Source organism: Kineococcus terrestris (genome assembly GCF_041020755.1).
Lineage (GTDB): Bacteria > Actinomycetota > Actinomycetes > Actinomycetales > Kineococcaceae > Kineococcus > Kineococcus terrestris.
On sequence record NZ_JBEUEI010000049.1, the window covers coordinates 1 to 22,658 of the forward strand.

22 protein-coding genes are annotated in these 22,658 nt (G+C 75.9%); 10 read left to right on the forward strand and 12 right to left on the reverse strand.

All coding sequences use genetic code 11. The features are described from left to right. Positions 1-128 precede the first annotated feature (128 nt). The 3 genes from hepT (at position 129) to AB8M62_RS18920 (ending at position 2,071) form a co-directional block, all read left to right on the forward strand. On the forward strand, positions 129-572 hold the full coding sequence (hepT, locus tag AB8M62_RS18910) for a type VII toxin-antitoxin system HepT family RNase toxin (protein WP_369056351.1): 444 nt from the start codon (positions 129-131) through the stop codon (positions 570-572). 61 nt (positions 573-633) lie between these two features. Next, complete coding sequence (locus AB8M62_RS18915; RefSeq protein ID WP_369056352.1) at positions 634-1,365, forward strand: glutamine amidotransferase; 732 nt, start codon at positions 634-636, stop codon at positions 1,363-1,365. A 205-nt stretch (positions 1,366-1,570) separates the two neighbouring features. Then, positions 1,571-2,071 carry a GNAT family N-acetyltransferase gene (locus tag AB8M62_RS18920; RefSeq protein ID WP_373695008.1) on the forward strand — a complete coding sequence of 167 codons (501 nt, stop codon included), beginning with the start codon at positions 1,571-1,573 and terminating at the stop codon, positions 2,069-2,071. Positions 2,072-2,101: 30 nt separating this feature from the next. Here the strand turns inward: AB8M62_RS18920 and AB8M62_RS18925 are convergent, their stop codons facing one another. Then, positions 2,102-2,908 carry a TSUP family transporter gene (locus AB8M62_RS18925; RefSeq protein WP_373695009.1) on the reverse strand — a complete coding sequence of 269 codons (807 nt, stop codon included), beginning with the start codon at positions 2,906-2,908 and terminating at the stop codon, positions 2,102-2,104. Between the two features lie 20 nt (positions 2,909-2,928). Next, a complete protein-coding gene (locus AB8M62_RS18930) occupies positions 2,929-3,669 on the reverse strand; it encodes a TetR/AcrR family transcriptional regulator (RefSeq protein WP_369056353.1) in 741 nt (246 codons plus the stop codon). Between the two features lie 182 nt (positions 3,670-3,851). Here AB8M62_RS18930 and AB8M62_RS18935 point away from each other — a divergent pair, with 182 nt between their 5' ends. From AB8M62_RS18935 to AB8M62_RS18950, 4 genes are read left to right on the forward strand one after another with little or no spacing between them, the layout of a single operon-like run. Continuing rightward, positions 3,852-5,261 (forward strand): flavin monoamine oxidase family protein, encoded by a 1,410-nt coding sequence (locus AB8M62_RS18935; RefSeq protein ID WP_369056354.1) that lies wholly within the window; start codon positions 3,852-3,854, stop codon positions 5,259-5,261. Further along, positions 5,258-6,106, forward strand: a complete 849-nt coding sequence (locus tag AB8M62_RS18940; RefSeq protein WP_369056355.1) for a universal stress protein — start codon at positions 5,258-5,260, stop codon at positions 6,104-6,106. The genes AB8M62_RS18935 and AB8M62_RS18940 overlap by 4 nt, the downstream gene beginning before the upstream one ends. Further along, positions 6,103-7,707, forward strand: a complete 1,605-nt coding sequence (locus tag AB8M62_RS18945) for an APC family permease (RefSeq protein ID WP_369056356.1) — start codon at positions 6,103-6,105, stop codon at positions 7,705-7,707. The genes AB8M62_RS18940 and AB8M62_RS18945 overlap by 4 nt, the downstream gene beginning before the upstream one ends. Continuing rightward, positions 7,704-9,140, forward strand: a complete 1,437-nt coding sequence (locus AB8M62_RS18950) for an aminobutyraldehyde dehydrogenase (protein WP_369056357.1) — start codon at positions 7,704-7,706, stop codon at positions 9,138-9,140. Before AB8M62_RS18945 ends, AB8M62_RS18950 begins: the two co-directional genes overlap by 4 nt. On the opposite strand, the gene AB8M62_RS18955 is transcribed toward AB8M62_RS18950, so the two are convergent. The 3 genes from AB8M62_RS18955 to AB8M62_RS18965 all read right to left on the reverse strand — a co-directional run bounded on the left by AB8M62_RS18955 (position 9,118) and on the right by AB8M62_RS18965 (position 12,439). Further along, the gene (locus AB8M62_RS18955) at positions 9,118-9,813 is read right to left on the reverse strand and encodes a TetR/AcrR family transcriptional regulator C-terminal domain-containing protein (RefSeq protein ID WP_369056358.1); all 696 of its coding nucleotides are present in this window, start codon (positions 9,811-9,813) and stop codon (positions 9,118-9,120) included. The two genes, AB8M62_RS18950 and AB8M62_RS18955, sit on opposite strands and share 23 nt — an antisense overlap. 10 nt (positions 9,814-9,823) lie before the next feature. Continuing rightward, entirely contained in the window at positions 9,824-10,828 is a 1,005-nt protein-coding gene (locus tag AB8M62_RS18960; RefSeq protein ID WP_369056371.1) for an agmatine deiminase family protein, read from the reverse strand. 165 nt (positions 10,829-10,993) lie between these two features. Continuing rightward, positions 10,994-12,439 (reverse strand): PucR family transcriptional regulator ligand-binding domain-containing protein, encoded by a 1,446-nt coding sequence (locus tag AB8M62_RS18965; protein ID WP_369056359.1) that lies wholly within the window; start codon positions 12,437-12,439, stop codon positions 10,994-10,996. 202 nt (positions 12,440-12,641) lie between these two features. On the opposite strand from AB8M62_RS18965, the gene gabT reads away from it, so the two are divergent. Both gabT and AB8M62_RS18975 read left to right on the forward strand, forming a co-directional pair. Beyond that, positions 12,642-14,006 (forward strand): 4-aminobutyrate--2-oxoglutarate transaminase, encoded by a 1,365-nt coding sequence (gene gabT / locus AB8M62_RS18970; RefSeq protein ID WP_369056372.1) that lies wholly within the window; start codon positions 12,642-12,644, stop codon positions 14,004-14,006. Further along, entirely contained in the window at positions 14,003-15,496 is a 1,494-nt protein-coding gene (locus AB8M62_RS18975) for an NAD-dependent succinate-semialdehyde dehydrogenase (RefSeq protein WP_369056360.1), read from the forward strand. The genes gabT and AB8M62_RS18975 overlap by 4 nt, the downstream gene beginning before the upstream one ends. A 3-nt stretch (positions 15,497-15,499) precedes the next feature. On the opposite strand, the gene AB8M62_RS18980 is transcribed toward AB8M62_RS18975, so the two are convergent. Next, on the reverse strand, positions 15,500-16,429 hold the full coding sequence (locus AB8M62_RS18980) for an alpha/beta hydrolase (RefSeq protein ID WP_369056361.1): 930 nt from the start codon (positions 16,427-16,429) through the stop codon (positions 15,500-15,502). A gap of 128 nt (positions 16,430-16,557) precedes the next feature. On the opposite strand from AB8M62_RS18980, the gene AB8M62_RS18985 reads away from it, so the two are divergent. After that, positions 16,558-17,037, forward strand: coding sequence for a MarR family winged helix-turn-helix transcriptional regulator (locus tag AB8M62_RS18985; RefSeq protein WP_369056362.1), 480 nt, complete (start codon positions 16,558-16,560; stop codon positions 17,035-17,037). A 61-nt stretch (positions 17,038-17,098) separates the two neighbouring features. Here AB8M62_RS18985 and AB8M62_RS18990 read toward each other — a convergent pair whose 3' ends face one another. From AB8M62_RS18990 to AB8M62_RS19015, 6 genes are all read right to left on the reverse strand, one after another. Then, complete coding sequence (locus tag AB8M62_RS18990; RefSeq protein WP_369070543.1) at positions 17,099-17,953, reverse strand: alpha/beta hydrolase; 855 nt, start codon at positions 17,951-17,953, stop codon at positions 17,099-17,101. Then, entirely contained in the window at positions 17,950-18,813 is an 864-nt protein-coding gene (locus AB8M62_RS18995) for a phytanoyl-CoA dioxygenase family protein (protein WP_369056364.1), read from the reverse strand. Before AB8M62_RS18995 ends, AB8M62_RS18990 begins: the two co-directional genes overlap by 4 nt. A gap of 58 nt (positions 18,814-18,871) precedes the next feature. Further along, entirely contained in the window at positions 18,872-19,765 is an 894-nt protein-coding gene (locus AB8M62_RS19000) for a carbohydrate ABC transporter permease (protein ID WP_369056365.1), read from the reverse strand. A 2-nt stretch (positions 19,766-19,767) separates the two neighbouring features. Then, a complete protein-coding gene (locus tag AB8M62_RS19005) occupies positions 19,768-20,718 on the reverse strand; it encodes a carbohydrate ABC transporter permease (protein ID WP_369056366.1) in 951 nt (316 codons plus the stop codon). Next, positions 20,718-22,031, reverse strand: a complete 1,314-nt coding sequence (locus AB8M62_RS19010; protein WP_369056367.1) for an ABC transporter substrate-binding protein — start codon at positions 22,029-22,031, stop codon at positions 20,718-20,720. The genes AB8M62_RS19005 and AB8M62_RS19010 overlap by 1 nt, the downstream gene beginning before the upstream one ends. A 109-nt stretch (positions 22,032-22,140) precedes the next feature. Beyond that, the coding region (locus AB8M62_RS19015; RefSeq protein ID WP_369070544.1) for an alpha-L-arabinofuranosidase C-terminal domain-containing protein at positions 22,141-22,658 on the reverse strand (518 nt) is incomplete at its 5' end.

A 22,658-nucleotide genomic window follows, 5' to 3' on the forward strand; every position in this document is an offset into this window, starting at 1 on the left:
CACCGCGCGCGGTGGCCGCACGGGACGCGGGACCGGTCCTGGGCTCGGCCGCGTGGCGGTGACGGTGGTCCAGGCGCTGGAGGAGCTGCGCCGCGCGGCCGGTGACGGGCGCCTGGCGCGGCTGGCCGGTGAGCCCGCGCGAGCTGGACCTCGGGGTCGTGCACGCGGAGCTGTCGCTGATCGCCGGGTCGCTCGACGTGCTGACCTCCGCCGGCGAGGTGGGGGAGGAGCGCCTGCGCGCCGACCCGCTGCTGACGGCCGCCGTGGAGCGCCTGGTCAGCCGCGTCGTCGACCTCGCCGTCGACGTCAACGCGCACGTCGCGGCGACCGCGCTGGGCCGGGCGCCGGCCGACCACCGCTCCTCCTTCGGGCTCGCCGCGCGCGCCGGCGCGCTGACGGAGGAGCTGGCGCAGGAGCTGGCCCCCTCCGCGGGGCTGCGGGACGTCCTCGTCCACCAGTACGCCGACCTCGACCTCGCCGTGCTGGCCGCCTCGGTGCCGCGCCTGCTCGACGGCCACCGCCGCTGCGTGGGCGAGGTCGCCGCGTGCACCGCCACCCGCGGCGGGGGCTGATCCCGGGCGACCGGTCGGTTCGACCGGTGGCCGGGCCCGCGCGCGGGTACGGTCCGCCAGCGTGAAGCCGTTCCTCCTGCTGGCCACCCGCGAGGACGACGCCGTCGCCGACGCGGAGGCCGCCGCCGTCGCCCGCTACGGCGGGCTGGGCCCGGGGGAGCTGGTGCGGGTGCGCCTGGAGCGCGAGGCGATGCCGGAGCTGGACCCGGCGGAGTTCTCGGGGATCGTCGTCGGCGGCAGCCCGTACTGCACGAGCGACCCGGAGGAGGCCAAGTCCGCGGCGCAGCGGCGCGTGGAGCGCGAGCTGGCGCTGCTGCTGGACCGGGTCGTCGCCGGCGACGTGCCGTTCCTCGGCGCCTGCTACGGCATCGGGACGCTGGGCGTGCACCAGGGCGGGGTGGTGGACCGCACGTTCGGCGAGCCCATCGGCACCGTGCCGGTGTCGCTGACGGACGCCGGGCGCGCCGACCCCGTCTTCGGCGACCTGCCGGCGACGTTCGACGCGTTCGTCGGGCACAAGGAGGCGCTGCGCGTGCCGCCCCCGCACGCCGTCGTCCTGGCGACCTCCCCGAGCTGCCCGGTGCAGGCGTTCCGGGTGGGACGGAACCTGTACGCCACCCAGTTCCACCCCGAGCTGGACGCGGAGGGCATCGTGCAGCGCGTCACCGCCTACCGGGACGAGGGGTACTTCCGCCCCGAGGAGTTCGACGACGTCGTGGCGCGGGTGCGCGGGGCGCGCGCCGAGGCCGCCCAGCGGGTGCTGCGGCGCTTCGTGGACCGCTACCGCCGCTGAGCGCGCGGTGTCCCCGGGACCCGGCCGACGACCGCGACGCGCCGGCCCGCGGCCGTGCTGGAAACCGGGTGCGGGGCCGGCCGTGCCCGAGCACGATGGCCGGGTGGGACCGGCGGAGCACCACGACCGCGGTGACGCGGTGGGGCGGGAGCAGCGGGTCCGCTGCCGGACGGAGCGGCCCTCGGACCGGACCGCCGTCCGGCAGCTGCACCTGCAGGCCTTCGGCGACCACGGCCGGGTCGTGGCCGACCTGGTGGACGAGCTCCGCGACCGCGTGGGCGCCGGTCACGGGACCTCCCTGGTGGCCGAGACGGCCGACGGTGTCGTCGGTCACGTCGCGTTCACCGACGCGCTGCTCGACGCCCCTCGGCGGCTGGTCACCGTGCGCGTGCTCAGCCCGCTGGCCGTGCTGCCGCGGGCGCAGCGCCGGGGCATCGGGCGGGCTCTGGTGACGGCCGGCCTGCAGCACGAGCGCGCGCGGGGCGTCCCCCTGGTGTTCCTCGAGGGCGACCCGGGCTACTACTCGCGCGCGGGCTTCGAGCCCGGCGCCCGGTACGGTTTCCGCAAGCCCTCGCTGCGGATCCCCGACGCCGCCTTCCAGGTCTTCCGGCTCCCGGCGCACGGGCCGTGGATGACGGGCACGCTGGTCTACCCGGAGGTGTTCTGGCGCCACGACGCCGTCGGCCTCCGCGACCCCGGTGCCTGAGGCCCGTCCACCCGCACCGGTCCCCGCGCTTCAGCCCGCCAGCAGCGGCCGCAGGTTCTCCACCCACACGTCGTGCCCCAGGCGCAGGACGAGGGCGGTGACGACGACGAGGAACACCGCGCGCACGAACCGCGTGCCGTGCGAGATCGCCATCCGCGAGCCCAGGTAGCTGCCGGCGACGTTGCACGCGCCCAGCAGCAGCCCCAGCACCCACACGACCGACCCGTGCGGGGCGAAGAACAGCAGCGCCCCGAGGTTCGTGGCGAGGTTCACGGCCTTCGCCTTGGCGCTGGCGCGCAGGAAGTCGTAGCCGACGAGGCCGACGAGGGCGATGACGAGGAAGCTGCCCGTGCCCGGGCCCAGGACGCCGTCGTAGAACCCGACGAGCGCGCCCACGGCGACGGCGACGCCGTAGTGGGCGCCGCCGGAGAACCGCAGGCTGGTCAGCTCGCCCATCGTGGGCCGCAGCGCCGTCCACACGGCGACGACGACCAGCGCGCCGACGATGACGGGTTTGAACACGTCCGCCGGCAGCGACGCCGCCACCGACGCCCCCGCGAACGCCCCGCCCAGGGCGACCGCGGCCATCGGCAGCACCGTGCGCAGGTCCGGGCGCACCCGCCGCAGGTACGTCAGGGTGCTGGTCGCGGTGCCGAACACCGACCCCAGCTTGTTGGTCGCCAGCGCCTGCACCGGGCTCAGGCCCGGCACGAGCAGCAGGGCGGGCAGCTGCACGAGCCCGCCGCCGCCGACGACGGCGTCCACCCAGCCGGCGGCGAACGCGGCCAGCAGCAGCAGGGCGGCCGTGGTGGGGCTCAGCTCGACGCCCGCGGGCAGGCCGAGCAGGTCCAGGGGGTTCACGCGGTGGTGCTCGTCTCGTCGGGGTCGGGGAGTCCTCGCGGGGAGTCCCGCGGGGGTTCCTGCGCGGCTGGTCCCGCGGCGCGCGCCAGCCGCGCCCGCAGGCCGGCGAGCAGGGCGTCCAGCCCCAGCTCGAAGGCGGCCGCGGCGGTGTCGCCGCCGGGGCGCGCGCGCACCGCGGCGGTGAACTCGGGGGCGGAGCCGGCCAGCTCGCCGGTGTCGAAGATGTCCGCGGGGGCGCCGGTGTCCAGCGCGGAGCCGAGGACGAAGGACTCCACGGCCACGACGACGTCGGTGACCAGCTCCGCCGGCCAGCCGCCCGCGCGCAGGCCGGCCGCGACCCGCTCGTACATGGCGACGGTGGCGGGCGCGCCGCGCACGGGGGTGACGGCGATGACCTGCACGAGGGGGCGGTGCCGCGCGTAGGCGTCGCGGTAGGAGCGCGCCCACGCGGCCAGCGCCTCGTCCCAGGGCAGGGTCCCGAAGGCGGAGCAGTCCACGTCGCGGTTGACGTGGTCCTGCACGCGGCGCAGGACGTCCTGCTTGGTCTCGACGTGGTTGTAGAGCGCCGAGGGCGCCACGCCCAGCTCGCGGGCCAGCGCGGCCATCGTCAGGGCGTCGTGACCGCGGTCCTCCACCAGCTGCACGGCCGCGTCGGTGATCAGCTCGGGGGACAGGACGGGGCGGGTGGGCCGGCCCCGGCCGCGGCGCCGCGCCGGGGGCCGTGGGGCGCTGGGCACCCCCGCATGCTGCCGGACGCGGCGCTGGTCCGTCCGCGCGGGGCCCTTGACAGCGGCCTGCCCCCGCCCCGTAAATGAACACCCATCACTTCCGGTGCGGCGACCGCCCACCGGCCCGGCAGCAGCGCGAGACGACCGGAGCGGACGTGTCCCCTGACAGCGCAGCCCCCACCCCACCCCCGGTGACCGAGGTCGAGGCCGACGTCGTGGTCGTCGGCGCCGGCCCCGCCGGCCTGGCCGCCGCCCGCCACCTGGAGCGCGCAGGCCTGGACGTCGTCGTCCTGGAGGCCCGCGACCGCGTCGGCGGGCGCACCCACACCGACGTCGTCGACGGCGCGGTCCTGGAGGTCGGCGGGCAGTGGGTGTCCCCGGACCAGACCGAGCTGCTCGGCCTGCTCGAGGAGCTGGGGATGCAGACGTTCCCGCGCTACCGCGACGGCGACGGCGTCTACGTGGCCCCCGACGGCACGGCCCGCCGCTACCGGGGCGACGCGCTGCCGGTGGCCGCCTCCACCCTCGCGGAGGTCGAGCGCCTGACCGCGCTGCTGGACGAGCTGGCCGCCGAGGCCGGCCCCGCGGCGCCGTGGGAGCACCCGCGGGCGCGCGAGCTGGACACGGTCTCCTTCCACCACTGGCTGCGTCAGAACTCGGCCGACGAGGAGGCGTGCGCCACCGTCGGGATGTTCATCGCCGGGGGCATGCTCACCAAGCCCGCGCACGCGTTCTCCGCCCTGCAGGCCGTGCTCATGGCCGCCTCGGCGGGCTCCTTCAGCAACCTGACCGACGAGGACTTCATCCTCGACCGCCGCGTCGTCGGCGGCATGCAGTCGGTGTCGCAGGAACTGGCCCGCCGCCTCGCGGGCCCGGTGCACCTGTCCACGCCCGTGCGCACCGTCGAGCGCGACGCGCTGCTGCCCGACGGCACCCGCGGCGTCGTCGTGCGCTCGGACCGCGTCGTGGCCCGCGCGCGCCGCGTCGTCGTCGCGGTCCCCCCGAACCTGTACGCGCGCATCAGCTTCGACCCGCCGCTGCCGCGCCGCCAGCACCAGCTGCACCAGCACCTGTCGATGGGCCTGGTCATCAAGGTGCACGCCGTGTACGAGACGCCGTTCTGGCGCGAGGACGGGCTGTCGGGCACCGGTTTCGGCCCCACCAGCCTCGTGCAGGAGGTGTACGACAACTCCGGTCACGGCGAGGAGCGCGGCACCCTGGTGGGCTTCGTCTCCGACGAGCGGGCCGACGAGCTGTTCGCGCTGCCGGCCGCCGAGCGCCGCCGCCGGGTCCTGGAGAGCGTCGCGCAGTACCTGGGGGAGCGGGCGCTGGAGCCGGTCGTCTACTACGAGTCCGACTGGGGCAGCGAGGAGTGGACGCGCGGCGCGTACGCCGCCAGCTTCGACCTGGGCGGGCTGTCCCGCTACGGCGCCGACCAGCGCACGCCCGTCGGCACCGTGCACTGGGCCTGCTCGGACCTGGCCGCCGAGGGGTACCAGCACGTCGACGGCGCGCTGCGCAGCGGCCGGGCCGCGGCCGCGGACGTGGCCGCCGCCCTCGGCGTCGCCGTGCCCGGGGGCGACCCGGTCGGCGCGCGGTGAACCCGCCCGCGGCCGGGCGGCGCTACGTCGTCGCCCACGACGGCGGCGAGCGCGGCGAGCAGGCGCTGCGGCTGGGCGCCGCCCTGGCCACCTCCCTCGGCGCCGGCCTGGACGTCGTCCTCGTGCTGCGCTCGGACGACCCGTTCGGCCAGCCGTACCCGCCGGTGGGCGACGTCAGCGGCCTCGTCGCCGAGCAGGCGCGCGGCTGGCTGGAGGAGGCGCTGGGGCGCCTGCCCGAGGGGGTGGAGGCCCGCTGCCACCTGCGCAGCGCCGGCTCGGTGCCCGAAGGGCTGCTGGAGGCCGTGGAGGAGCTGGGCGCCTCGGCCGTCGTCGTCGGCGCCCCCGCGGGCCCCAACCCCTTCGGCGTGGGCCCGGTGGCGCGCACGCTGCTGCACTCCTCGCCCGTGCCGGTGGTGCTGGCCGGCGACCGCGTGCCGCGGGTCCTGCGGCACCTGTACGTCGCGGTCGGCACCCGCCCCGGCGCGCAGGCCGTCCTGGCCGAGGCCGCGGAGGCGGCCGAGCGCACGGGGCTGCCGCTGCACGTCGTCAGCCTGCTGGAGCTCGACGCGCGCGCCGGTGCCGACGAGGCGGCGCGCGAACGGGTGGAGCGGCTCGTGGACGGGACCCGGGAACGGCTCGGGTCCACCAGGCTCAGCGTCGAGCTGGGGAAGGGGAGGACGATGGCCGAAGCCGTGGCCTCGATCGAGTGGGAACCCGACGGCCTGCTGCTGGTCGGCTCCTCGCGGCTGGCGCGCGGGCGCCAGACGTTCCTGGGGCCGACCGCGGCGCGGATGCTGCGCCACGTGCCGGTCCCGGTCGCGGTCGTCCCCCGGGGCGAGCGGTGAGCGCGCCGGGCGTGGAGCCGGCCGTGGAGGGCCGCTCGGCCAAGGGGCTCGGCACCGGGCGCGTCGGCCTCCTGGGCGCCGTCGTCATCGGCGTCTCGACGATCGCCCCCGCCTACGCCCTCACCGGCACGCTGGGGCCCACGGCCTCCGCGGTGGGCGAGCAGATGCCGGCGATCTTCCTCGTGGGTTTCGTGCCCATGCTGCTGGTCGCCTTCGGGTACCGGGCGCTGAACAGCGCCATGCCGGACTCGGGCACGACGTTCACGTGGAGCTCGCGGGCGTTCGGGCCGTGGATCGGGTGGATGGGCGGCTGGGGCCTGCTGGCCGCGACCGTCCTGGTGCTGTCGAACCTGGCCGGCATCGCGGTGGACTTCCTGTACCTCATGCTCGCGCAGGTCACCGGGGACGAGTCGGTCGCCGACCTGGCCGCGAACGTCCCGGTGAACATCGCCACCTGCCTGGTGTTCATGGCGCTGGCCTGCTGGGTGGCCTACCGCGGGCTGGAGACGACGAAGGCCGTCCAGTACGTCCTCGTGGGCTTCCAGCTCGTCGTCCTCGTGTGGTTCTGCGTCGCCGCCTTCGCCCGGGTCGCCGCCGGCGACGCCCCCGGCGGCCTGGCGCTGAGCGCCGGCTGGTTCGACCCGCTGGCCGTGGACTCGTTCTCCGCCTTCGCCGCCGGCGTCTCGCTGTCGGTGTTCGTCTACTGGGGCTGGGACGTCGTCCTGACGATGAACGAGGAGACGCAGGGCTCGCGCACCACGCCCGGTCGCGCGGCGCTGGCGACGATCGTCGTCATCGTCGTGCTGTACCTGACCGTCGCCGTCGCCGTCCTGTCGTACACGGGCACCGGTGAGGACGGCCTCGGGCTGGGCGGCGGCGACCAGGAGAACGTGTTCGCGGTCCTGGCCGGCCCCGTGATGGGGCCCGCGGCGGTCCTGCTGTCGCTGTCGGTGCTGGCGTCCTCGGCGGCCTCGCTGCAGTCGACGTTCCTGTCCCCGGCCCGCACGATGCTCGCGATGGGCCACTACGGGGCCTTGCCCCGCGAGTACGCGCGCGTCACCCCGCGGTTCCAGTCCCCGGGGTACGCGACGGTGGCCGCCGGTGTCATCGCCTCGGTGTTCTACGTGGTGATGCGGATCCTGTCCGAGGACGTCCTGTGGGACACCATCACGGCGCTGGGCATGATGGTCTGCTTCTACTACGGCGTGACCGCGCTGGCGTGCGTGTGGTACTTCCGCGGCACCTGGAAGGGGCGTCCGCGGCACTTCCTGAGCACCGGTCTCGCGCCCGGCCTGGGCGGCGTCCTGCTGCTGGTGTTCTTCGTGCAGACGTCCGTGGACTCGACGGACCCCTCCTACGGCTCCGGCTCGCAGGTCGGGGGCGTCGGCCTGGTGTTCCTGCTCGGCGTCGGCGTCCTGGCCCTGGGCGGCGTCGTCATGGCCGTCCAGCGGGTGCGCCGCCCCGCGTTCTTCCGCGGCGAGACCCTCGCGGTCGGCCGCTCCAGCACCGACGGCCCCGAGGGCGCTGACGGCACCGGCGCGCCCGTCGGCGGCGCCCCCGGCCCCCGGACCGAAACCACCCGCGAAGGAGTCCCGGAGTGAAGGAACTGCGCAACCTCGTCGACGGCGAGTCCGTGCCCGCCGCGGACGGGCGCACCACCGAGGTCGTGAACCCCGCCACGGGCCGCGCGTACGCGACCGCCCCGCTGTCCTCGGCCGCCGACGTGGACGCCGCGTACGCCGCCGCCTCGCGCGCCGCGGCCACCTTCCGGCGCACCACGCCCGCCGCCCGCCAGAAGCTGCTGCTGGACCTCGCCGACGCGGTGGAGGCCCGCGCCGAGGAGTTCGTCGCCGTCGAGGTGGAGAACACCGGCAAGCCCGTCGCGCTGACCCGCACCGAGGAGCTGCCGCCGGCCGTCGACCAGCTGCGGTTCTTCGCCGGTGCGGCCCGCGTCCTGGAGGGGCGCTCGGCGGGGGAGTACCTGGAGGGGCACACCTCCTGGGTGCGCCGCGAGCCCATCGGCGTCGTCGGCCAGGTCACCCCGTGGAACTACCCGCTGATGATGGCGGTGTGGAAGATCGCCCCGGCGATCGCCGCGGGCAACACCGTCGTGCTCAAGCCCTCGGACACCACCCCGGCCTCCACGGTGCTGCTGGCGCAGGTGGCCGCCGAGGTGCTGCCGCCGGGCGTGCTCAACGTCGTGTGCGGGGACCGCGACACGGGCCGCGCGCTCGTCGAGCACCCCGTGCCGGAGCTGGTCGCCATCACCGGGTCCGTGCGCGCCGGCACGGAGGTGGCCGCCTCCGCCAGCCGCGACGTCAAGCGCGTGCACCTGGAGCTGGGCGGCAAGGCGCCCGTGGTCGTCTTCGACGACGCCGACGTGGCCGCGGCCGCCGAGGCGATCGCCGCGGCCGGCTACTTCAACGCCGGGCAGGACTGCACGGCCGCCACGCGCGTGCTGGCCGGCCCGCGCGTGCACGACGACGTCGTGGCGGCCCTGGCCGAGCAGGCCCGCGCCACGACCCCCGGCCTGCCCGACGACCCGGACGCGGCCCTGGGCCCGGTCAACAGCGCCGCCCACCTGGCCCGCGTCGCCGGGTTCGTCGACCGGCTGCCCGACCACGCCGTCCTGGGCGCGGGCGGTTCGCGCGCCGACGGCCCGCTGTCGGAGGGGTTCTACTACCGGCCCACCGTGGTCTCGGGGCTGCGCCAGGACGACGAGCTGGTGCAGGAGGAGGTGTTCGGCCCCGTCATCTCCGTGCAGCGCTTCAGCGACGAGGAGCAGGCGCTGGCGTGGGCGAACGGCACCCGCTACGGCCTGGCGTCCAGCGTGTGGACGAAGGACCTCGGGCGCGCCCTGCGCGTCTCGGCCGCCCTGGACTTCGGCTGCGTGTGGATCAACACGCACATCCCGCTGGTCGCGGAGATGCCGCACGGCGGGTTCAAGCGCTCCGGCTACGGCAAGGACCTGTCGGTGTACGGGTTCGAGGACTACACCCGCGTCAAGCACGTCATGGCGGCCCTGGACTCCTGACGCCCCTCTCGCCCCGCCCGCCCGTCCCGCCGCGCGCGGGGCGGGCGGCCGGGCGTCCCGGGGCCCGCAGCCGGGCGAGACCGTCCAGCACGCTCTCCAGGCCGATCTCGAACGAGCGCTGCGAGCGGTCGCCGGGCTGGGCGCGGGTGGCGCCGATCGCCCGCGACAGCGCCGAGGCGGGATCGCCGCTGTCGGCCCACACGTCCACGGGCGCGCCCGCGTCCAGCGCCGAGCCCAGGACGAGGCAGTCCAGCACGGTGACCGCGTGCAGCAGGTCCTCGTCGGCGAACCCGTCGGCGTGCAGGACCCGCGCGAGCGCCTCGTACCCGGCCAGGGTGGCCGGGTCGCTGACCGTCTGCGCGGTCAGCAGCGGGACGACCCGCGGGTGCGCGGCCATCGCCGCCCGGTAGCCGCGCGCCCAGCGCCCGGCGAACTCCCGCCACCCCTCGCCCGGGGCGGCCGCCGCGGGCAGCGCGCCCTCGCACAGCAGGCCGCGCAGCCCCTCGACGACCTCCTCGCGGCCGCCGGGCACGTGGTGGTACAGCGAGGAGGTGCTGACCGACAGCCGCGCGGCCAGCTTCGGCGTGGTGAACGTGCCCGTGGTGTCGACGAGCTCCAGCGCGGCGGCGAGGATGCGCGCGCGCGACAGCAGCGGCGTGGTGGGCCTGGGCACGCCGCGCGCCTCAGGCCGGCTGCTGCTGGGTGACGCAGTGGATCCCGCCGCCGAAGGCGAACACGTCGCGCGCGTCGACCTGGACCACCTCGCGGTCCGGGTACGCGCCGCGCAGGACCCGCGCAGCGTCCGCGTCGCGGGGGTCGTCGAAACCGCACAGCACGACGACGCCGTTGGCCACGTAGTGGTTGACGTAGGAGAAGTCGACCAGTTCGCCGTCGACCTCGGTGGTCTCCGGGGCGAGCAGTTCCACGACCTCCAGCCGCCGCCCGCGCGCGTCGACCGCCTGCCGCAGCAGTTCGGTGACCTCCCGCGTCACGGCGTGGTCGGGGTGGCCGGGGTCGGGCTGGGTGTGCACGAGGACGCGGCCGGGGCCGGCGAACGCGGCGACGATGTCCACGTGCCCGCGGGTGCCGAACTCGCCGTAGTCGGCGGTCAGCCCGCGCGGCAGCCAGATGGCGGTCGTCGTCCCCAGGCGCGCGTGGACCTCGGCCTCGACCTGTTCGCGCGTCCAGCCGGGGTTGCGGTCCGGGTCCAGCTGCACGGTGTCCGTCAGCAGCACGGTGCCCTCGCCGTCGACGTGGAACGCGCCGCCCTCCTGCGTCAGGGACGAGGCGACGACGGGGGTGCCGGCCAGACCGGCGACGGCACCGGCGACGAGGGCGTCGCGCTCCCAGCGCGCCCACGGCTGCGCGCCCCAGCCGTTGAACCGCCAGTCCACCGCGAGCGGCCCCCGTGGCCCGCGCACCCACGTGGGCCCGGAGTCGCGCAGCCACGCGTCGTCCAGCGGAAGTTCCAGCACGCGCACCCGCGGGTCGAGCAGGTCGCGCGCGGCGCGCACCGAGCCGGGGTCCACGAGCACCGTGACGGGCTCGAAGCGCACGACGGCGGCCGCCACGGCGCTCCAGGCGCGGCGCGCCCGCTCCAGGTCCGGGCCGCCCTCCTCGCCGAACGTGGGGTTCGGGCGGGGGAAGGCCATCCACGTGCCGGCGTGGGTTTCGTGCTCGGCGGGCATGCGCACCGGTGCGCTCGCCGGGCCGGTCGTCGCGCTCACGGCGCCACCTCCAGGACGGGTCCGCGGAACCCCGGGGGTTCCGCGCGGTCCGGCGAACAGTAACCGACAACCTGTCGGTTTGTCCGGAGAAACTCCCGCGCGGTCGGGGTTCCCTGCCGCGCGAGCTCAGGAGTTCGCGAGCGCCAGCCACAGCTCCGCGCGGTCGGTGGGGTCCTCCAGCGAGCGCTCCAGCAGCGCCGAGACCCGCACCAGCCGCTGGCGCACCGTGTTGCGGTGCACCCCGAGCGCCTGCGCGGTGGGCTGCCGCTGGCCGTGGTGGACCAGGAACGTCCGCAGCGTCGCGAGCAGGCGTTCGCGCTCGGCGTCGTCCAGCGCGGACAGCGGGGCGAGCACCCCGGCCGCCCACGCCCGCAGGGCCGGGCTGCCCAGGGCCTCGGCCAGCCCGCCGGGCACCGGGTCGTCCCAGCGCACCACCGGGCGGCCGGGACCGGTGCGCTCCAGCGCGGCGGCGGCGTCGGCGAGCGCCGCGGTCAGCGCGACCGGCTCGGCCGGCGTGGCGGCCGGGCCCACGCCCACCCGGCACCCGCTGCGGCGCAGCGCGGCCACGGCCGGTTCCAGCGGGCCGGGCACCAGCACGCGCAGCCCGCCGTCCGGGGCGGGCGCCGCCAGGGCGTCGGCGGGCAGCGCCGGCGGGCGCTGCGGCGCGGAGGTGCGCAGGACCAGCGCCCGGGCGGGCACCTCGCGGCCCGCGGCCGCCAGCACGGCCCCGGCGGCGTCGGCCGCACCGGCCAGCAGCAGCCCGGCGCCCACCGCGACCAGGCGCTCGTCGGCGGCGGCCCGGCGGGCGTCCTCGTCGAGCACCAGCCCCAGCAGGGCCACCGCCGTGTCGACGGTGCCGTGCACGGCGCGCGGCACGTGCGGACCGGTGCGGACCACCAGGTGGGCGCCGGGCGCACCGCGCAGGCCCACGGGCCGCACCAGCAGCGTGCGCTCGGGGGAGGCGTCCACCGAGGCGGCCAGCAGGCCCCGCGGGCGCAGCCGCGCCGCGGCGGCCGCGGCCTCCGGCGGGACCGGACCCTCCCCGGCGCGCACCGCCCCCTCGCCGTCCAGCAGCCAAGCGGACCCGCCCACGGCCCGCCCCAGCCGGCGCAGCAGGCGCGCACCGCCGTCCCCGGCGCCGGCGTCCCGCGCCAGCTCGCGCGCGGCGCGCAGCGCGGCCGCGTCCGCGGCCTCGTCGGCCCGGCGCAGCAGGTCGGCCACCGCCGACGACACGGCGATGAAGGGCGTCGGTGCGGGCACCTCCAGCAGCGCCAGGCCGTGCTCGCGGGCCGCCGCGACGAGCGGGGCGGGGACGGCGGCGTGGCTGAGCCCGGTCCCGAACCCGACCGCCGCCACCCGCGCGGCCGCCAGCCGCGCCGTCCACGCCGCCCAGTCGCGCCGCCCCCGGCCCGCGCGCAACCCGGTCGTCAGCAGCACCTCGCCGCCCTCCAGGAACGGCGCGGGGTCCTCCAGCTCGCTGGTGGCCACCCAGCGCACCGCCGCGCCCGCATCCCCGGCCAGCAGCCGCAGGTCCAGCGCCTCCTCAGCCAGCAGGTCCCGCACGTCCACCACCACGCCAGTCTGCACCGTCGACCGGTCGGGAGTGTGCAGGGTGGACGGTTCCGCGCCCGGCGGGCCCGTCCTACCGTCGGCGGGTCCGCGCACCGCGCCGGAGGAGGAGGAACCCGTGACGAGCACCCCCACCGCACCGCCGGCCGCAGCGGCGCCGCCTGTCCCGGCCGTCCCGGCCGTCCCGGCCACCGGCGGCCCCGGGCTGCCCCAGGTGCGCCGCCTGGTCACCGAGGTCCCCGGCCCGCGCTCGCGCGAGCTGGCCGCGCGCCGCTCCGCCGCCGTGTCCGCGGCCGTCGGTTCCAGCACGCCGTTCTACGCGGCCGCCGCCGGCGGCGGCGTGGTCGTCGACGTGGACGGCAACTCCTACGTCGACCTCGGCTCCGGCATCGCCGTGACCACCGTCGGCAACGCCGCCCCGCAGGTCGTCGACGCCGTCGTCGAGCAGGTGCAGCGGTTCACCCACACCTGCTTCATGGTCACCCCCTACGAGGCCTACGTGCAGGTGTGCGAGCTGCTGGCCGAGCTGACGCCCGGCGACCACGCGAAGAAGTCGGCGCTGTTCACCTCCGGCGCCGAGGCGGTGGAGAACGCCGTCAAGGTCGCCCGCGCCCACACCGGCCGGCAGGCCGTCGTCGTCTTCGACCACGCCTACCACGGGCGCACCAACCTCACGATGGCCATGACGGCCAAGAACTCCCCCTACAAGGACGGGTTCGGCCCCTTCGCCCCCGAGGTGTACCGAGCGCCGCTGTCGTACCCGTTCCGCGAGGGCCGGGACGCCGACGGCCGCCCGGTCGACGGCCCGGCCGCCGCGCGCCGCGCGATCGACCACGTCGAGAAGCAGGTCGGCGCGCACCGCGTCGCCGCGGTGGTCGTCGAGCCCGTGCAGGGCGAGGGCGGGTTCATCGTCCCCGCGCCGGGGTTCCTGCCCGAGATCGCCGCCTGGGCGCGCCGCAGCGGGATCGTCCTCGTCGCCGACGAGGTGCAGACGGGTTTCGCCCGCACGGGCCGGATGTTCGCGTGCGAGCACGAGGGCGTCGTGCCCGACCTGGTCACCAGCGCCAAGGGCATCGCCGGCGGCCTGCCGCTGTCGGCCCTCACCGGCCGCGCCGAGATCATGGACGCGCCCGTGCCCGGCGGCCTCGGCGGCACCTACGGCGGCAACCCCGCCGCGTGCGCGGCCGCCCTCGGCGCGCTGCGGGCGGTGCGCGACGGCGACCTGCTCGCCCGCGCCGTCGCGGTCGGGGAGCTGCTGACCACCCGTCTGCGGCGGCTGGCCGCGCGAGACGCCCGCGTGGGCGACGTGCGCGGGCGCGGCGCGATGGTCGCCGCCGAGCTGGTCCGCCCCGGCACCCGCGAGCCGCACCCGGCGCTGGCGGCCGCGGTGGCCCGCGAGGCCGTGCGCCGCGGCGTCGTCGTCCTCACCTGCGGCACGTGGGGCAACGTGCTGCGGTTCCTGCCGCCGCTGACGTGCCCGGACGCCCTGCTGGAGGAGGCGTTCGACGTGCTGGAGGCGGTGTTCGCCGACCTGGGCGAGGACGTCCTGCCGGCCGGGGGTGCCCGGTGAGCGCGGCGGTGGACCAGCGCACGGGCTCCGGCGCGCAGGAGCGGCGCGAGCGGGACCTGCTCTCGCGCGTGCCGACCGGCCTGTTCGTCGGCGGGCGCTGGCGCGGGACGCAGCGCTCCGTCGACGTGGAGGACCCCGCCACGGGCGCGGTCCTGACGAGCGTGGCCGACGCCGAGCCCGCCGACGGGGCCGACGCCCTGGACGCCGCCGCCACCGCCCAGCGCGGCTGGGCCCGCACCCCGGCCCGCGAGCGCGCGGAGGTGCTGCGCCGCGCGTACGAGGCCGTCGTCGCGCGCACCGAGGACTTCGCGCTGCTGATGACGCTGGAGATGGGCAAGCCGCTGGCGCAGGCGCGCGGCGAGGTCGCCTACGGCGCGGAGTTCCTGCGCTGGTTCTCCGAGGAGGCCCCGCGCCTGGCGGGCCGCTACGCCGACAACCCCGCGGGCGGGTCGCGGCTGCTGACGTCCAAGCGGCCCGTCGGCCCCGTGCTGGCGATCACGCCGTGGAACTTCCCGCTGGCCATGGGCACCCGCAAGGTCGCGCCCGCGCTGGCCGCCGGCTGCACCGTCGTCCTCAAGCCCGCCACCCAGACGCCGCTGACCTCGCTGCTGCTGGCGCAGGTGCTCGCCGAGGCGGGCGTCCCCGACGGCGTCGTCAACGTCGTCACCACCACCCGCACCCGCGAGGTGACGGGCCCGCTGGTCGCCGACCCGCGGCTGCGCAAGCTGACGTTCACCGGGTCCACCCCGGTGGGCCGCCAGCTCGTGCGCCAGTCCGCCGACCGGCTGCTGCGGGTGTCGATGGAGCTGGGCGGCAACGCGCCGTTCCTCGTCTTCGACGACGCCGACCTCGACGCGGCCGTGGAGGGCGCGGTCCTGGCCAAGATGCGCAACACCGGCGAGGCGTGCACGGCCGCCAACCGGTTCCTCGTGCAGCGCGGCGTCGCAGAGGAGTTCACCCGCCGCCTCGCCGACCGCCTGGCCGCGATGCCCGTGGGCCGCGGCACCGAGGAGGGCGTCGAGGTCGGCCCGCTCGTCGACGCCCGCGCCCGCGACGACGTCGCCGCCCGCGTGCGCGAGGCCGTGGACGCCGGTGCCCGCGTCCTCACCGGCGGCGGGCCCGTGGGGGAGCGGGGGTGGTTCTACGCCCCCACCGTCCTCACCGACGTCCCGGCCGGGGCGCGCCTGCTCACCGAGGAGACGTTCGGGCCGGTCGCGCCCGTGGGCGTGTTCGACACCGAGGAGGAGGCCCTGGCCCGCGCGGACGACACCGAGTACGGCCTGGTCGCCTACGTGTTCACCGAGTCGCTGCGCCGCGGGCTGCGGGTGGCCGACGAGCTGGACACCGGCATGGTCGGCCTCAACGCGGGGATCGTCTCCACCGCCGCCGCCCCGTTCGGCGGGGTGAAGGCCTCCGGTTTCGGCCGCGAGGGCGGCGCCGAGGGCATCGAGGAGTACCTGGAGACGAAGTACGTCGGCATCGGGCTGTGAGCCTCACGCGCCGGTGCCGCGCGCGCCGGCGGGCCGGCGGGCGTCGACACCGGCGGTGAACGTCGACACGGCCGCGGCCAGCGCCGCCGGCGCCTCCAGCGCGACGTGGTGGCCGGCGTCCGCCAGGACGACGCGGGAGACGGGGCCGGCGCTCGCGCGGGACATCGTGGTGGCCGTGTGCGGAGCGCTCGCCCCGTCGACGGCCAGGACCGGGGCACGCAGCGCCCCGGCGGCCACCAGCGCCCGGAACTCCTCGCCCTCGGCGAGCGCGGAGGAGTACAGGCCCTGCCACGCGCGCCACGCGCCGGGCCGTGAGAGGGCCCGGGTGAACTCCTCGAGGTCCTCGGCGGTGACGGCGCCGGCCGCCCGGGTCATCGCGGGGAACCACTGCTCGGCGAGGAAGCGGCGCTCGCGGCCGGCCAGGACGAGCTCGGCGGCGCCCGGCGAGGCGATGACCCCCACGTGCCAGGCGCCACCGCGGGCGACGTCGGCCAGGGCCTCGAACCCGAACCCGGGCAGCGCCGTCTCGACGGCCGTGAGGCTCAGCACGTCCTCGGGGTGGGTGGTGGCCAGCCGGAACACCACCGGCCCGGCGACGTCCTGCCCGAGCACGTGCACCGGCCCGAGGCCGAGCGCCCCCACGAGGGCGTGCAGGTCCTCCGCGGCGGCTGCGCCGCTCGTCGCGCCGGGGTCGCCGCCGGAGTCGCCCAGACCCCGCAGGTCGGGCGCGACGACGCGGTGCCCGCTGGCCAGCAGCGGGATGAGCTCGCGGAACGTCCACCAGGTCTCGGGAAAGCCGTGGACGAGCAGGACCGGCGATCCGTGGTCGCCGGCGGTGACGCAGTGCAGGGTCGTGCCGCCGCCGACGGCGACGCGGTGGTGCACGACCCCGGCGGTCGTGGCGCCGGCGGGGGAGGTGCTCGTGCGGGTCATGGGTCCTCCCGGACTGGTGGCCGCCGCTGATCGGCAACCTGGTTGTCATCATGGAGATGAGCAACCACGTTGTCAACACCGCGCGGCGGTGCCACCCCGCTCCGCACCCGCCGTGGCACCCTGCCCGGGTGGAGACCTCCCCCGGAGCGCGCCTGGCCCTGCTGCTGCTGGAAGGGTTCGAGGCCATGACCGACCGGGTCGTCACCGAGCTGGCTGCGGCCGGGCACCCGGGGGTGACGGCGACGCACGAGTTCGCCCTGCGGGCCGTCGACCAGGGCGCCGGTGACGCCTCGTCGCTGGCCCGCGCCCTCGGCGTGTCCCGGCAGGCCGCCGCCAAGACTGTCGAGGCCCTCGAGGAGCTCGGCTACGTCGAGCGCGCCCCCGACGCCGGCGACGGCCGCCGCAAGCGGTTGACCGTCACGCCGCGCGGGCACGAGATGTCCGCCGTCGGCGGCGCCGCCTTCGACGACCTGCGCGAGCGCTGGCGCCGGGCCGTCGGCGCGGACGACCTGCGGGTCGTGGAAACCTCGCTGCTCGCCCTGCTGGACCTGCTCGCCGCGCGGGAGCCGGCAGCCGGCACGCGCACGGGGGCGACCACCGGCCGCTGACGGCCTCACGCCCCGCCACCGGCGTCCGCGGCCGGCGGAGGCCTGCTCGGCGGTGAGCTCCTCAGGCGGTGAGCGAGGCCGTCCAGCGCGTGAAGGCGTCGAACCACGCGTCCGAGGGCAGGCCCGTCGCGCGCACCCCGAACCCGTGCCCGCCGCGGGCGTAGGCGTGCGCCTCCACCGGCAGGCCGGCGCGGCGCCACGCCGCGTGCAGGCGCACGCAGGAACCGACGATGGTCTCGCCCAGCTCGTCGTCGTCCGCCCACGCCAGGAACAGCGGCGGCGCGTCCGCGGGCACCTCCACCTCGCCCCACCAGGCGGGGTACACCGGCGCCAGGAACGCCGGGCGCTGCCCGGGCGCGGTGTCCAGGGTCGTCACCAGCGACACGTACGCGCCGGCGGAGAACCCGAGCATCCCCACCCGCGCGGGGTCGACCTCCCACTCGTCGGCTCGCTCGCGCACGGCGCGCAGCGCGGCCTCGCCGTCGGCCAGGGCCGGTGCGCGGCGCTCGCGGGACACCTCGGCCATACGGCCGCGGTCGCCGACGTTGGCGTGCAGCACGGCCTCGAACCCCGCGGGGTCGGCGGGGGTGGGCACGAGGCGGTAGCGCAGGACGAAGGCCGCGGTGCCGCGGGCGGCCAGGCGCCCGGCCACGTGCTCGCCCTCGTTGTCGACCGCGAGCAGGTGCAGCGCGCCGCCGGGGGCGACGACCACGGCGCTGCCGTCGCCCGCGCCCGGGGCCGGCAGGAACGGTGTCAGCGTCGGGACGGTGACACCGCGCACGAGCCGCTCGCCGGGGTGGTCGGGGTCGTCGAACACGACCGCGGCGTCCGCCACGTCGTGCCCGCCCAGCACCACCGGGTCCAGGCGCCGCACGACGCGCGACGGCGCCGGGACCACCGGCGCGCCCGCGCTCACCGGCTGACCGCCCGGCCCTCGCGGTGGGCGAGCAGCCGCTCGGGCACCACGTCCTCGCGGGGGGCGGTGGGCCGGAAGTCCAGCCGGTCCACGCCGAGCCCGCGCAGCACGGCCCGCTCCACGGGGGAGGGGTCGGACCGGCCGAAGTCCATCGGCTCGCGCAGGCTCAGCGGCGGGTTGGTGATGAGCCGCTGGGCCCGCAGGACGTTCTGCGACGTGGCGTGCAGGACGAAGGGGTGCAGCAGCACCACGTCGCCCTGCTTCCCCGTCAGCTCCGTGAACTCCCGGCACTGCCGGATCAGCTTCGTCTGCTGCAGGTCGTCCGGCAGGACGCCCTCGGGGTGCTCGGCGAGGAACCGGGCGACGACCCCGACGGAGTCGGTGGCCACGAAGGTGCCGCCGCCGCGCGAGTGCACGTCCGTCCACAGCACGATCGTCAGCAGCCCCTGCTCGGGGGAGTCGAGGAAGTGCCGGAAGAAGTCGCCGTCCTTGTGCCAGCCGGGCACGTCCGCCGACGGCTCCTCGAAGGGGCGGTCCGCGCCGACGCCCAGGTTGGCGATGATGCCGTCGGACCAGTGCCACGGCGTGCGCACCCGGTCCTCGCCGCCGAGCAGCTGGCACGCCGCCCGGTAGGCGCGGGGGGCGAACTCGGCGGCGTCCACGTGCTGCTCCGACGGCAGGTGCACGCGCGGGCGCGTCCACGTCGACGGGTCGTCGGGGTCCACGCCCAGGCGCTGCCAGGCGCGCTCCACGACGGGCCGCGCCCGCTCGGCGTCGAAGCAGCCCTCCAGCACGACGTAGCCCTTGTCGAGGAAGTGCTCGACCTGCTCGTCGCTGAGCTCTGCGGTGGTCTCGCTCACGGTGGTGCTCCTCGTGGTGCGCGGGTGGTGCGGGAGGTGGAGGGAGGTGGGGAGGGCCTCAGCCCTTGAAGGCGCCGTCCATGATCCCCGAGACCATCTGCCGGCCGAAGAAGGCGAAGAGCACCAGCAGGGGGACGGTGACCAGGAAGGAGCCGGCCATGGCCAGGCCGAGGTCGACCGACAGGTTGCTCTGCAGCGCCTTGATGGCGATCTGCGCGGTGTACATGTCGGGGGACTTCAGCACGATGAACGGCCACAGGAAGTCGTTCCAGGCGTTGACGAAGCCGAGCAGGCCCAGGACGGCGGCGGCCGGGCGCACCACCGGGAAGGCGATGCGCGCGTAGATCTGCCAGGAGTTGCAGCCGTCCATGCGCGCGGCCTGCAGCAGCTCGTCGCTGATGGTCGCGCTGATGTGCTGGCGCATCCAGAAGATGCCGAAGGCGCTCACCAGGCCGGGCACGATGAGGGCCTGCAGCGTGTCGACCCAGCCCAGCTGGGAGATGACCATGTACTGCGGGATGACGGCCAGCTGCGCGGGCACCGTCATCGTCAGCACGAGGATCAGGAAGAGGACGTCGCGGCCCCAGAAGGTCATCTTCGCGAAGGCGAAGCCGGCCAGGGAGCACAGGAACGCCTGCCCGACCGCGATGAAGGCCGCGACGACGAGGCTGTTGAACAGCGACCGCAGGAACGGCACCGTCTCGAAGACGAGCTGGACCAGGGCGGGGAAGTTGCCGCCGGGCACCACGCGCGGCGGCAGCTGGGTGGCGGCCGCCGAGCCGACCGAGGAGACGACGAACATCCAGTAGATCGGGAAGATGCACGCCGCGGCCGCCAGGCCGAGGACGGCGTACGTGTACCAGCGGACCCGGACGATGCCCTTGCGGCGCGGCTTCCGCGCCGGCCGGGACGGGGCCGGCCCGTTGCGCGGCGGCTCGGTGGTGATGGTCACGGTCAGCCCTTCTTCCCCAGGCGGCTGGACAGCACGAAGTTGACGAACGCGACGACGACGATGATCGCGAACAGCGCGACGCCGATGGCCGAGCCGTAGCCGAAGCGGAACGAGCCGAAGCCCTGCTCGAAGAGGAAGAGCGACAGCGTCTGGCACTGGCGGGCGGTGCCGCAGGTCAGCAGGCCGTTGGACAGCAGCAGCGGCTCGGTGAAGATCTGCAGCCCGCCGATGGTCGACATGATGACGGTGAAGATGATCACCGGGCGCAGCGAGGGCAGCGTGATGTGGAAGAACTGCTTGACGGGGCCGGCCCCGTCGACCGCCGCCGCCTCGTACAGGTCGCGGGGGACGGCCTGCAGGGAGGCCAGGTAGAGCAGCGTGTTGTAGCCGAACCAGCGCCAGATGACCATGGCCGAGATGAGCAGGTGGCTGCCCAGCGCGGTCGACATGAAGTCGATGTTCTCGACGCCGATGAGGCCCAGGAACCAGTTGAGCAGGCCGTAGTCGCGGTTGAACAGCTGCGCGAAGACGATGGTCGTCGCCGCCACCGAGGTGATGTACGGCAGCAGCATCGCCATGCGGAAGAAGCTGGCGAAGCGCAGGAAGGCGCTGTTGAGGACCTGCGCGAGGACGAGCGCCAGCAGCAGCTGGGGGACGGTCGAGATGATCCAGATGCTGAAGGTGTTGCGCAGCGCGTTCCAGAAGCGCGGGTCGTCGGCCAGGTCGCGGAAGTTCTGCAGCCCGACGAAGGTCTGCTCGCCGATCGGGTTCCAGTCGAACAGCGCCACGTAGAACGTGAACAGCAGCGGGAAGAGGCCGAAGATCAGGAACAGGACGTAGAACGGCGCCACGTAGCCGTAGGGGGCCAGCTTCTCCCACCGGCGCTCCACCGGCCGGGTGGCCGTGGGCCGGGGCGGCTTGCGCAGCCGCCCCGGCGTCAGGGTGGCGGTCATCAGGCGCCGATCGCCGTCTGGATGTTGCTGATCGCGGTGTCCCAGGCGGCGTCGGCGGGCGCGCCGTCGCTCTCGACGCCGTTGAGGGCGTTGAGCAGCTCGTTGCTGATCTCGGAGTTGAACTCGCCGTTGACGAACGGCTCGAGGCCGAGGACGGCCTGGGTGAAGATCTGCCCCGTGGGCGCGTCGTTGAAGAACGGGTCGGTCAGCCCGGTCAGCTCGGGCTTGTCGTAGTTCTCCGGCGTGGTGGGCAGGGACCCGGAGTTCAGGAAGTGCTGGAGCTGCTGCTCGGGGGACTGCATGGTCGCGATGTAGTCCCACGCCGCCTGCGGGTTGGCCGCGCGCGCGGGGATGCTCAGGTAGCTGCCGCCCCAGTTGCCGCTGCCGCCGGGGATCGTCGCGATGTCCCACAGGCCCTCGGTGTCGGGGGCGTTGGAGCGGATCGAGCCGAGCATCCACGACGGCGCCGCGACGGCGGCGAAGGCGCCCTGCGCCATGCCGGCGCTCCAGCCCTCGGTGAAGCTCTCCAGGCGGGCCGTGATGCCGGCGGCGATGGCCTGCAGGCCGAGGTCGAAGGACTGCCGCACGATCGGGTTGGTCGCGTAGACCAGCTCGCCGTCGCGGGAGTAGTACTGCTCCTCGCCCTGCGAGACGGCCTGCAGGAAGACGCTGGTGGCCGCGTTGTCGATGAAGGCGTTGCCGGTGGCCTCGGTGTAGCGCTGGCCGGTGGCGATGAAGTCCTCCCACGTCGGCCACAGGGCGCTGACCTCGTCGCGGTTCGTCGGCAGGCCCGCGGCCTCCATGAGGTCGACGCGGTAGGCCACGCCCATGCCGCCGACGTCGGTGGGGATCCCGATGATCTGGCCCTCGGGGGTGATCACCTGCTCGATCACCCAGTCCACGTAGTCGCCCTGGATGGCGTCGGCGCCCAGGGTGGCCAGGTCGGTGAAGTTGCCGGGGTTCTTCATGAACTTGGGCATGTCGCCGGCCTGGATGAGCACCAGGTCCGGCACGTTGCCGCCCGCCAGGGCGGTCGTCAGGGCCTGCGCGGTCTCCTGGGTGCTGCCGACCTCGGTGAGGCGGACGGTGATGTCCGGCGCCAGCTCCTTGTACGTCTCGACCGAGTCGCCCTGGTTGATGCCCGTGAAGGACCAGAAGGTGAAGGTGTTGGGGTCGTCGGAGGCCGACGAGCCGCCCGAGCAGGCGGTGGCCGTCAGCGCGGTGCCGCCGGCGAGGGCGGACAGGGCGAGCAGGCGGCGGCGGGTCAGAGCCGCGGCGATCATCTTCGAGGACATCGGAGACTGCGCGTTCACGTGGGTCCCCTCCCTTGGGGAGTCGTGCCGGAGCGCGGGGTCGGCGCTCTGTGCCGGGTGTGCGGTCGGGCGTGCGGTGGAGCGGGGTCGTGCGGGTCGTGCGGGGGGCTCAGGCGCCGGTCGCGAAGCTCACGGTGGCGAAGGAGTGCGGCGGCAGGGTCAGCCGCAGCTGCCCGTCCTGCAGGTGCAGGCCGTCGAGGTCGCGCGGCTGCACGGGGGTGGCGTCCGCGGTGTTGTGGGCGCGGACGTCGTCGGCGGCCAGCAGGCGCGCGGTGGGGGAGTGCACGGCGCTGCCGCGCACGTCGATGCGGACCTCCAGCGGCTCCTCGGCGTCGAGGTTGCTCAGGGAGACGAGGACGTTCCCGTCCTTGGTGCTGGCCGAGCCGGAGAAGGTCTGCAGCTCCTGCTCGCCCACCCGCTGCACGGGCACCTGACCGCGCACCGCCAGGGGCAGGGAGTCGGCGTCGTGGTGGCCCTTGTTCATCGCGAACACGTGGTACGAGGGCGTCAGGACCAGCGCGTCGCCGTCGGTGAGGATCATCGCCTGCAGCACGTTCACCGTCTGGGCGATGTTGGCCATCACCAGCCGGTCGGCGTGGCGGTGGAAGCCGTCGAAGTGCACGCTGG